At 62.8% G+C, this 9579-nt stretch carries 10 protein-coding genes; 5 read left to right on the top strand and 5 right to left on the bottom strand.

Features of this window, described 5'->3' with window-relative positions:
- Window positions 1-172: 172 nt before the first annotated feature.
- On the bottom strand, window positions 173-817 hold the full coding sequence (locus tag FQP90_RS07550) for a DUF4190 domain-containing protein (protein ID WP_144649097.1): 645 nt from the start codon (window positions 815-817) through the stop codon (window positions 173-175).
- A gap of 220 nt (window positions 818-1037) precedes the next feature.
- Here FQP90_RS07550 and FQP90_RS07545 point away from each other — a divergent pair, with 220 nt between their 5' ends.
- Window positions 1038-1793: an SDR family NAD(P)-dependent oxidoreductase gene (locus FQP90_RS07545; RefSeq protein ID WP_144649096.1), complete on the top strand. Its 756-nt coding sequence runs from the start codon at window positions 1038-1040 to the stop codon at window positions 1791-1793.
- 201 nt (window positions 1794-1994) lie between these two features.
- Complete coding sequence (gene pgm / locus FQP90_RS07540; protein ID WP_244296574.1) at window positions 1995-3656, top strand: phosphoglucomutase (alpha-D-glucose-1,6-bisphosphate-dependent); 1662 nt, start codon at window positions 1995-1997, stop codon at window positions 3654-3656.
- 103 nt (window positions 3657-3759) lie between these two features.
- Here the strand turns inward: pgm and FQP90_RS07535 are convergent, their stop codons facing one another.
- Together FQP90_RS07535 and FQP90_RS07530 are read right to left on the bottom strand one after the other, a co-directional pair.
- A complete protein-coding gene (locus FQP90_RS07535) occupies window positions 3760-4260 on the bottom strand; it encodes a 2'-5' RNA ligase family protein (protein ID WP_144649094.1) in 501 nt (166 codons plus the stop codon).
- 437 nt (window positions 4261-4697) lie between these two features.
- Window positions 4698-5303, bottom strand: a complete 606-nt coding sequence (locus FQP90_RS07530; RefSeq protein ID WP_144649093.1) for a malonic semialdehyde reductase — start codon at window positions 5301-5303, stop codon at window positions 4698-4700.
- A 245-nt stretch (window positions 5304-5548) separates the two neighbouring features.
- Here FQP90_RS07530 and FQP90_RS07525 point away from each other — a divergent pair, with 245 nt between their 5' ends.
- The 3 genes from FQP90_RS07525 (at window position 5549) to FQP90_RS07515 (ending at window position 7877) form a co-directional block, all read left to right on the top strand.
- Window positions 5549-6904 (top strand): uracil-xanthine permease family protein, encoded by a 1356-nt coding sequence (locus FQP90_RS07525; RefSeq protein ID WP_144649092.1) that lies wholly within the window; start codon window positions 5549-5551, stop codon window positions 6902-6904.
- Window positions 6905-7078: 174 nt separating this feature from the next.
- On the top strand, window positions 7079-7585 hold the full coding sequence (locus FQP90_RS07520; protein ID WP_208759960.1) for a DUF2089 family protein: 507 nt from the start codon (window positions 7079-7081) through the stop codon (window positions 7583-7585).
- Window positions 7572-7877, top strand: a complete 306-nt coding sequence (locus FQP90_RS07515) for a hypothetical protein (RefSeq protein WP_144649091.1) — start codon at window positions 7572-7574, stop codon at window positions 7875-7877. Before FQP90_RS07520 ends, FQP90_RS07515 begins: the two co-directional genes overlap by 14 nt.
- Window positions 7878-7949: 72 nt before the next feature.
- On the opposite strand, the gene FQP90_RS07510 is transcribed toward FQP90_RS07515, so the two are convergent.
- A complete protein-coding gene (locus FQP90_RS07510; protein WP_144649090.1) occupies window positions 7950-8771 on the bottom strand; it encodes an ABC transporter ATP-binding protein in 822 nt (273 codons plus the stop codon).
- Window positions 8768-9577, bottom strand: coding sequence for an ABC transporter ATP-binding protein (locus tag FQP90_RS07505; RefSeq protein ID WP_144649089.1), 810 nt, complete (start codon window positions 9575-9577; stop codon window positions 8768-8770). The genes FQP90_RS07510 and FQP90_RS07505 overlap by 4 nt, the downstream gene beginning before the upstream one ends.
- Window positions 9578-9579 lie beyond the last annotated feature (2 nt).

The raw sequence follows: 9579 nt of genomic DNA, 5'->3' as shown, positions 1-9579 counted from the left end.
GAGCACTACAATCAACGCAGGCCACACACCGCACTCAAAGGCGCCTCACCCATCAGCCGCGTCACCAACCAACCGGGATAGTACAGCTAGCGCTCCCGGCTGACGACGCAGAAACGGACCAGCGACGCCCACATCCGGGTGTCGCTGGTCCGTTTCTTTGTCTGCTACGGATTTAGTAGTTGTACCTGCTGCTTGAGGCGCCGATGGCAGCGAAGAAGATGATGCCAAAGATGATGGTCAGCGCCACACCGAGATATCCCATCACCAAGCCGGCAATCGCCATGCCCTTGCCCGCGGGCTCGCGCTTCAGGGCGAGGTGGCCCAGGATCACGGCCGCGATCTGCGGAAGGATGAAGAAGCCGAAGCCCACATAGACAGCGATGCCACAGCACATGCTGGCAATGCTCAGGCCCTTGGGTTGCGTGGGCATGGCATAGTAGGCCGGCTGGCCGTAGGGCGACTGGGGCTGGCCGTACGGCTGCTGGCCGAATGCCTGCTGCTGGTATGGGCTGGGCGGCTGGTCGTAGGGCGACGGAGGCTGCTGGCTGTAGTCGCCCGGCGTGTACGCGCCCTGGCTGGTGGGCGGCTGCGGCTGCGTGTAGAAGTCGTTTTGGCCCTGGGCGTTCTGCGTGTAAGCGTTCTGCTCGTATGGCGGGAGCGGCTGAGTGGGGTTGGCGCCTTGCTCGGGCACGCCCTGGCCGGGAACGTTCTCCCCGGGAGCGCTCTCCGGGGCACTGAACTGTGCGGGCGGAACGTACTGCGGCGGCTCGTAACCGGCCGGCTTGTCTTCGTTGCCCTTGGATGGCTGATCTGACATAGGAATCCCCCTGCATCTTGGTCTTTGATCCCAACACTACCGCCGGCCGGGGTGCCGCAGAAGGTAGCGGCTGGCCCATGAGCAGGGCAGTAAATGCGATGTAGGTCATATTCATGCATACGCATGGAATTTTTCCGAGTCCCACTTGGTTTGTACCAGTAGCGACTTAAGCAGCGCTCACCAAGGAAATCTGCGGGATCCGTCCCGCGAAGGAGGAATCATGGGTAACTTCGAAGGCAAGACCGCGCTCGTCACTGGCGGTGGTTCAGGGCTCGGGGAAGCGATCAGCAAGGACCTCGCAAAGAACGGCGTCAACGTTGTGGTGGTAGACGTGAACCTCGACGCCGCCACACGCGTCGCGGACCAGATCACGGCCGACGGCGGCACGGCAGTTCCGTTCCAAGGCAACACTGCGGTGGCCGAGGACAGCAAGAAGGCCGTCGACTTCGCCGTGGAGACCTATGGCGCCCTCAACTACGCCGTCAACAACGCCGGTATCGGCGGGGCCAGCGCTCCTGTTGGAGAAATCGACATCGAAGACTGGGATCGGGTCATCGCCATCAACTTGAGCGGAGTCCTCTACGGAATGCGCTATCAGGTACCGGCCATCCTTGCCGCTGGCGCGTCCGAAGGTGCCATCGTGAACATGGCGTCGATTCATGGTGCCGTCGCAGCTCCCGGCAATGCCGCGTATACGGCAGCCAAGCACGGCGTGGTGGGCATGACCAAGAACGCTGCGGCCGAATATGGGGCCCAAGGCCTGCGTGTCAACGCAATCGGCCCCGGCTACATCGATACACCGTTGCTGGCTGCTGCTCCGAAGGAAGTCATCAACGGACTCGAAGCCAAGCACCCCCTGGGCCGTTTGGGACAGGCCGAGGAGATCGCGAACGTCACCACGTTCCTCCTCTCGGACAAGGCCAGCTTCATGACGGGTTCGTACGTACTGGTTGATGGTGGCTACACCGCCGTCTAACGCTCGGGATCTTTCGGCATGAGTTCGCTCCGTCCCGGTTTTCGGACCGGGAGGGAGCTTTTCCTTGTGGCAAGCAACGTTGCCTGAACGCGGGGTAAACCTTGCTGCCTTTTGGGCCGGTTCTCCGCCATTCAGCGTCACAGGGGCCAGATCCCGGACATTTCCTGTCAGCAGGCCGTGTGGTCTGGCATGCTGGACCCCATGGCTAGCCGAGCGGGCACAGTTGCCCTTCCCCAGGACCTTGTTGACATCACAGCACTGCTGGACGCGTATTTCGACGTAGCTCCGGACTTGGGCGATCCCGCGCAGCGCGTGGCGTTTGGAACGTCGGGACACCGTGGATCCAGCTTGAAAGCGTCGTTCAACGAGCCGCATATCCTTGCGATCACACAGGCAATCGTTGAATACCGCGGACGCCAGGGCATCACCGGCCCGCTGTTCATTGGACGTGACACCCACGCTTTGAGTGAGCCGGCGCAGAACTCTGCGTTGGAGGTGCTGGCCGCCAACGGCGTGACCGTTTTGGTGGATGCCCGCCACGCTTACACACCGACACCGGCCCTGAGCCACGCCATCCTCAAGTACAACCGCGAAGCCGGGCCGGGCACTCCCCAGGCCGACGGCATCGTGGTCACTCCCAGCCACAACCCGCCCGGCGACGGCGGCTTCAAGTACAACCCTCCGCATGGCGGCCCCGCAGACACTGACGCCACTGGCTGGATTGCCGACCGCGCCAACCAACTCCTGGAGAACGGGCTCCGCGGCGTCAAGCGGATGCCGCTGAACGATGCCCTGGCCGCCGACACAACCGGCAAGTTCGATTTCCTCAGCAGCTACGTGGACGACCTCCCGTCCGTGCTTAACCTCGACGCCATCCGCGAGGCCGGCGTCCGCATCGGCGCCGACCCCATGGGCGGAGCTTCCGTGGACTACTGGGGCGAGATCGGCGAGCGCCACCAGCTCAACCTGACGGTAGTGAACCCCACAGTTGATCCGCAGTGGGCCTTCATGACCCTCGACTGGGACGAGAAGATCCGCATGGACTGCTCGTCGCCGTCGGCCATGGCGTCGCTGATCAAGCGGATGGCCGCCGGTGCCGATGGCACTGCCGCCTATGACATCGCCACCGGTAACGACGCCGACGCCGACCGCCACGGCATCGTCACACCTGATGGCGGGCTGATGAACCCCAACCACTACCTCGCCGTCGCCATCGACTACCTGTACCGGAACCGCAGCGGCTGGAACCCGGAATCAGTGGTGGGCAAGACGCTGGTTTCGTCCTCCATCATCGACCGCGTGGCTGGCGGACTCGGCCGCACGCTGGTGGAGGTGCCCGTTGGCTTCAAGTGGTTCGTGCCCGGCCTGCTCTCCGGCGAGGGCGCTTTCGGTGGCGAGGAATCTGCCGGCGCCTCCTTCAACAAGCTTGATGGCAGCGTGTGGACCACGGACAAGGACGGCATCCTGCTGGCCCTGCTGGCTTCGGAAATCACGGCTGTCACTGGCAAGTCCCCGTCGCAGCTGTACAAGGGGCTCACCGACCAGTTCGGCGCACCCGTTTACGCCCGCATCGACGCTGCCGCGACTCGTGAGCAGAAGTCCAAGCTGGGCAAGCTCTCCGCAGCCGACGTCACCGCCACTTCCCTTGCCGGCGAAGAGATTACTGCCAAGCTCACTGAGGCCCCGGGCAACGGCGCTTCCATTGGCGGCTTGAAGGTTGTCACTGAGAACGCCTGGTTCGCGGCCCGCCCTTCCGGCACCGAGGATGTCTACAAGATCTATGCCGAGTCCTTCAAGGGCGCTGACCACCTTGCCCTCGTCCAGGAGGAAGCCAAGGCGCTGGTGGACGGGGTTATTGCCTAGGTTCCGCCAAGCTGGCAACGCTGGCGACGCGCATATTCGCTGGCGCCACTGAAACGGGCTGAGGACACTTGAATTCGGGTGTCATCAGCCCGTTTCTTTGTCGTCAGGCGTTGTGCGTGTCCTGGGTCCAGAGACGGAGGATCCTCCGAATGGTGTGGTCACCTTGGGGAGCCATGTCCACCAGCGCTACTTGATCAAGGACGACGACGTCTCCGGACTTGGGACGCTTGCCGTCGTGATGCGAGATGTGCGGCCGATACCGTTCCAGGACATAGTTCGGCGTAGCGATCCTCCCACCAATGCTTGTCACGGCATCAACGATCTCTTCATGCAGTCCCTGCAGCAGCGGGTTGTGGTGGATGAGGCTCACCGGGATGGACCCCAAGTGCCCAAAGCCCGCCTCTTCTCCTATGGTCAGCTGCGTTCCCAGGGCTCCCCTGACGGGCGCTTCGGCCAAGTCCGCCAAAACACCGGCGACGTCGGCACTCACGTCATCGCCGACGTCGAACCTTAACAGCGTGATGTGAAGCGGCCAGTCGCTGCGCGGAAACACCAGCCCCGGTTGCACGGGCTCGGTGAACGACACCCAAATGAGGTTCCGCATAGGCATAGTGTGCCACCCACCCCCCCAACCCTCACTCACATCCCACCCCCCCACCCCCAACCCTCACTCACATCCCACCCCCCCACCCCCAACCCTCACTCACATCCCACCCCCAAACCCCCAACCCTCACTCACATCCCTACGGTCGGGGCAAGCGGAAATCTCCATCCGGTCATAGGAACTGCTGCCGGACGGGATGACGACCAAGGGCCGGTGCACCCCGCCAATAGTTGGAGCCATGCCCTTCGATGTGGGATGTGATGGAGCGTTCCGAAAAAGAGGCTGGGATGTGAGAGAGCGTCCAAGGGTTCCGGACGCTCTCTCACCATCGGCTTCTGAGTTTCCGCAGAGGTTGGCGACTTCGACGAAGCGGCCTGACCCCCAGCAACGCAAAACGCCCGCTCACATGCGTGTGAGCGGGCGTTTTTTGTGGAGTCTTAGACGGTGCGAACAACGTCGTCGTAATCGAACTTCGGCTTGGCTTCGCCCCAGGCGTCCGGGCCGGGCTGGCCGATGTTGACCACGAGGAAGCTCTTCTGGTCGCCGGCAGGGAAGAACTCGGCGTCGATGGCGGCGAAGTCAGCGCCGGTCATCGGGCCAGCGGCGAAACCGAGGGAGCGCACGGCGAGGATGAAGTAGCCGGCCTGCAGGTGGGCGTTGTTGTTGCCGGTGGAGGCCGCGAAGGCGGGATCGGCGTCGTACATGGCCTTGGGCGCGCCATAGGCGGGCAGGAACTTGTCCCACTGACCTTGCCAGTCGGTGTCGTAGGACAGGATGGCAACCAGCGGAGCGGAAGCAGTCTTGGCCTGGTTGCCGCGCGAGAGGTGGTCTACCAGCTTGGCGCGGGCCTCATCTGAACGGACGTAGGTCACGCGGAGGGGCTGGGAGTTGAAGGCGGTGGGACCGAACTTGGTGAGCTCGTAGATGGCGCGGGCCTGCTCTTCAGTGACCTCACCGGCGAAGCTGTTGGCCGTACGGGCTTCGGCAAAGATGGCGTCGACGGCGGCGGCGTCAATGACTGCTTCTTCGTGTGCAATCGTCATGGGTAAACCTTTCGCTGGGCCCTGGCCCTGAGCCGGCCGGGCACTACTGCTTTCCATGGTTGCAACTTCAACTTCCCTTGTCCTCTTCCCGTGACGGCCCGTGACGTTGGGCACACAGCCCCTTGTGGGATCTGCGTTGCGGGGCCCGATTTGCGCCCTATTCAGCGCGCGAGGCGCGTAGAGCGGGCCCCGCAATGGCGGTAATGTTGCACCGAATCCCAACACTCTTCTGAGGAAGGCCCGCCATGAGCATGCTCGGCATCAAATGGAAGCTTCACGGCAACGGCAAGTCCATCCGCCCCGGCCACGTGGTGGCTCCCGACGAGCGGCTGGCGTGGCCCCTGACCATCGGCATCGGCATGCAGCACGTGGTTGCCATGTTCGGCGCGACCTTCCTGGTCCCCATCATTACGGGCATGCCACCGGCCACCACGCTGTTCTTCTCGGGTATCGGCACGCTGTTGTTCCTCGTCATCACCAAGGGCCGGGTGCCCAGCTACCTGGGGTCCAGCTTCGCGTTCATCGCCCCGATCATGGCGTCCCAGCAGCAGTACGGCGTTGGTGGCGCCTTGGGCGGCGTGGTGCTTGCCGGCGTCGTACTGGCGCTTATAGGTGCGGTGGTCCAGAAGTTCGGAGCCGAATGGATCAACCGGCTCATGCCGCCGATCGTCACCGGCGCCATTGTGGCGCTGATCGGCCTGAACCTGGCACCGGCCGCGAAGGCGAACTTCGACCTCGCGCCGGTTACCGCGCTGATCACGCTGGTGACGATCATTCTGGTATCTGTTCTGTTCCGCGGAATCCTTGGGCGCCTGAGCATTCTGGTGGGTGTTGTTGTCGGTTACCTCGTGGCGATGATGCGCGGCGAGGTCAGCTACGAAAAGATGGATGCCGCTGCCTGGGTTGGCCTGCCGTTTTTCCAGACGCCCGAGTTCCACATCGGCGTGGTGGGCTTGTTCGTGCCGGTGGTGCTGGTGCTGGTGGCTGAGAACGTGGGGCACGTGAAGTCTGTGGCCGCCATGACCGGCCAGAACCTCGACGGCGTCTCCGGCCGCGCGCTGATGGCCGACGGCGCCGCGACGGTACTTGCCGGGTTCGGCGGCGGTTCCGGTACTACGACGTACGCGGAGAACATCGGCGTCATGGCCGCCACAAAGGTCTATTCGACGGCGGCCTACTGGGTGGCCGGTATCTTCGCCATCTTGCTGAGCTTCTCCCCGAAATTCGGCGAACTGATCGCGACCGTCCCGCCGGGTGTCTTGGGCGGCGCCGCGACCATGCTGTACGGCATGATCGGCGTGCTTGGCGTGAAGATCTGGGTTCAGAACAAGGTCAACTTCTCCAACCCGATCAACCTGACGACGGCCGCCGTGGCTCTGATTATCGGCATTGCTGACTACACCTGGACCCTTGGCGAGCTGAAGTTCACGGGCATCGCCCTTGGTTCCGCTGCTGCGCTGGTGATCTACCACGGCATGAAGGGGCTGGCTCACTGGCGCGGGACCGTCGCAGAACCCGAGACCGAGACGGCGGGGCTGCCGCCTGCGGTGAAGTCGGCGATGAATGCCGCGGCTAAGCGGGGCGGGAAGAAGGGGAAGTAGGGGTTTCCCACCGCGCTTTCCATCGGTAATTGACAGCCAGCTCTTCGATGGAGAACGTATTACTTTAGCTAGGCAAGTCCCAAGGCAGCTTGAGTGGCCGAACAAAGGGCCTAACATTTCGCGAACCCCCCAATTGCTTGGGGGGTTCTTGCGTTAATCGAACCAAATCATTCCTTGGCCAGAACCATCGCGCCTGTGCTTGCTGGGCCTGGCGTCTGCAATGGCGGCGGCCGGCATCGCAGAGGCCTGGGTTCCCCAAGCTTCCGGATGATTCTGCAGATGGTCAAGCTAGACGCGGGTCACCCTTACGGGCACGACGGCCCGAACCCACAGAGCAAGGACTTGAATAATATTAAAAATGACTTTAATATTATTCACATGGAGACGAGCAAGTGGACGGACGAACTGAGCGACAGCGACCTAGGCTTCATCAGGTCCATGATTCTCCACTCGGGCTCACTTAAGGCTTTAGCCCTCGAATACGGCGTCTCATATCCAACCGTGCGCAGCCGCTTGGACAAGATCATCGAGAAAATAAAGGTGGCCGAAAGTACCACTCTCGATGAGTTCTCGCAGAAGATTTTTGCCATGGCGATCGACGGGCAAATAACGCGTGATGCCGCCAAGCGCATCATTGAACTTCATCACTTACAAACAGGGGGAAAGTATGGAAAACATTAATCCGACAGTGGCTATTCTTTGCCTTATTCTCGCCGCGGCAGTGCACAGATTCATCCTGTCGAATCGGCGGCAGAAGTTTCTCGGAGCAATCATCCCGGCGATCTGGCTGGTCGCCGTGGTGATTCTGGCAGCCAACGGCGTACTGTCCGGGCTTGGAGCATGGATCAGCGCGGTCATCGTCATGGCTGGACTCCTCGTGATTTGGTGGTCGGGCCAAGTGTCCTATAGGACGCGCTTGGCCGACGAAAATGCCCGGATTGACACCGTCAACGCGAGTAGGTTGTCGAAGTAGGGCGCACAAACCTGAGTTCGGTGTGCGGCGAGGTGGTTGTCGGCCTGGAGTTCCAAGCCGACGGCACCACCCTCACACCCCCACCTTCGCCTCGAACGCCGCCCGCCGCTCCAGCACATCGGCAGGATCCCACCCCGGCCCAGGCATCGAGGAAATGAGCAGCTTCGTGTAACTGCTCTCAGGCGCATTCAGCACCCGGCCCGTGGGACCCTGCTCCAGGATCGATCCCCGATACATGACCAGCACGTCGTCGGTGACCTCGGAAACCACTGCAAGGTCGTGGCTCACGAACAACAGCGCGATCCCGGAAGAAGCCCGGATCTCGTTCAACAGCGCAAGGATCTGTGCTTGAACAGACACATCCAAGGCAGACACAGCCTCGTCCAGCACCATCACCGACGGCTCAATCGCCAAGCACCGGGCAATGGCCACGCGTTGCCGCTGACCGCCGCTGAGCTGGTGCGGCTTGGAGTCCCCATGCTTCGCCAGCAAGCCAACTTGATCCAGCAGCGCAGCAACACGCGCAGAACCAGAAACCCCATGCAACCGCATCGCCTGGTCCAAACACTGCGCCACGGTCAGCCGACGATCCAGTGAGCCGTACGGATCCTGGAACACCATCTGGATCTCCTTGGCACGCCGCAGGCGGGCTGCGCGTCCCCGTTCCTGTAGCCCAAGCTGCCGTCCCCGCACGTGGATGGTGCCGGCGTCGGGCGTTTCAAGGCCCACCAACATACGTGCGATGGTGCTCTTGCCGGACCCGGACTCCCCCACCAGTCCCATGGAGCCGCCAGGCGGAATGGTGAAGCTGACGTTGTTGCAGGCCACAACCTCACCCGCTCCCACGCGGAAGGCCTTCTGCAGGCCGTCGACCTCCAGGACGTACTCGCTCATGATGCCCTGCTTTCTGAGTTGGGAAGATGGCCGATAGCCGGAACGGCAGACAACAGCCGGCGGGTGTATTCGTGTTGCGCCCCATGGAAGAGGTCGTTGCCGCGCAGTTCCTCCACGATCCGCCCGCGGTACATCACATAGACGCGGTCGCAGTAGGCGGCAGCCAGGTGGAGGTCGTGGGTGATCAGCAGGACGCCCAGCCCCCGTTGCACCTGAAGGTCCCGCAGGATCGCCAGGACTTCGGCTTGGGTAGTGACGTCCAGCGCACTGGTGGCCTCGTCTGCCAGCAGCAGTTTGGGCTGTCCGGTGAGCGCTGCAGCGATCACGACGCGCTGAAGCATGCCGCCGGAGAGCTCGTGCGGGTACTGGCGCATCCGCTCTTCAGGCTGCCGGATCCCGACGGCGGCAAGGAGTTCCAGCCCGGCCGCGGCAGCGTCCGAACGGCTGACTCCCAGCACGTGCACCAGCCGTTCGGTCAGCGAGTCACCGATCCGCCGGACCGGGTTGAGCGCCGCCCGCGGGTCCTGATGAATCATCGCGGCCTCGGAGGAACGCACGCGGTGAAGCTCATCCCGGGAGGCAGAAAGGACTTCCGTCCCGCCCACCGTGATGGAACCTTCGACGGCGGCCGTATGGGGATACAGCCTCAGCACGGCTCGGGCGGTGGTGGACTTACCGGAACCGGATTCGCCCACCAGGCCCACCACTTCCCCGGCGTCAACGGAGAGACTCACGGTGTCCAAGATGGGGTTAACGAGCCCGTTAGCCGTGATGGTCAGGCTGAGATTGTCTATGTCGAGCAGCATTT

The sequence above is a fragment of the Paenarthrobacter nitroguajacolicus genome, from assembly GCF_007786235.1.
GTDB classification, from domain to species: Bacteria; Actinomycetota; Actinomycetes; order Actinomycetales; family Micrococcaceae; genus Arthrobacter; species Arthrobacter nitroguajacolicus_A.
The sequence above is the reverse complement of the archived record's forward strand: the minus strand, read 5'-3'. Positions and strand labels throughout refer to the sequence as shown.

Bases quoted from the DNA above. Each gene is read 5' to 3' on its own strand.
- FQP90_RS07550 (WP_144649097.1), bottom strand. From the start codon at position 817: ATGTCAGATCAGCCATCCAAGGGCAACGAAGACAAGCCGGCCGGTTAC.
- FQP90_RS07545 (WP_144649096.1), top strand. From the start codon at position 1,038: ATGGGTAACTTCGAAGGCAAGACCGCGCTCGTCACTGGCGGTGGTTCA.
- FQP90_RS07530 (WP_144649093.1), bottom strand. From the start codon at position 5,303: ATGACGATTGCACACGAAGAAGCAGTCATTGACGCCGCCGCCGTCGAC.
- FQP90_RS07515 (WP_144649091.1), top strand. From the start codon at position 7,572: ATGGAAAACATTAATCCGACAGTGGCTATTCTTTGCCTTATTCTCGCC.
- FQP90_RS07525 (WP_144649092.1), top strand. From the start codon at position 5,549: ATGAGCATGCTCGGCATCAAATGGAAGCTTCACGGCAACGGCAAGTCC.
- FQP90_RS07510 (WP_144649090.1), bottom strand. From the start codon at position 8,771: ATGAGCGAGTACGTCCTGGAGGTCGACGGCCTGCAGAAGGCCTTCCGC.
- FQP90_RS07505 (WP_144649089.1), bottom strand. From the start codon at position 9,577: ATGCTGCTCGACATAGACAATCTCAGCCTGACCATCACGGCTAACGGG.
- FQP90_RS07535 (WP_144649094.1), bottom strand. From the start codon at position 4,260: ATGCGGAACCTCATTTGGGTGTCGTTCACCGAGCCCGTGCAACCGGGG.
- pgm (WP_244296574.1), top strand. From the start codon at position 1,995: ATGGCTAGCCGAGCGGGCACAGTTGCCCTTCCCCAGGACCTTGTTGAC.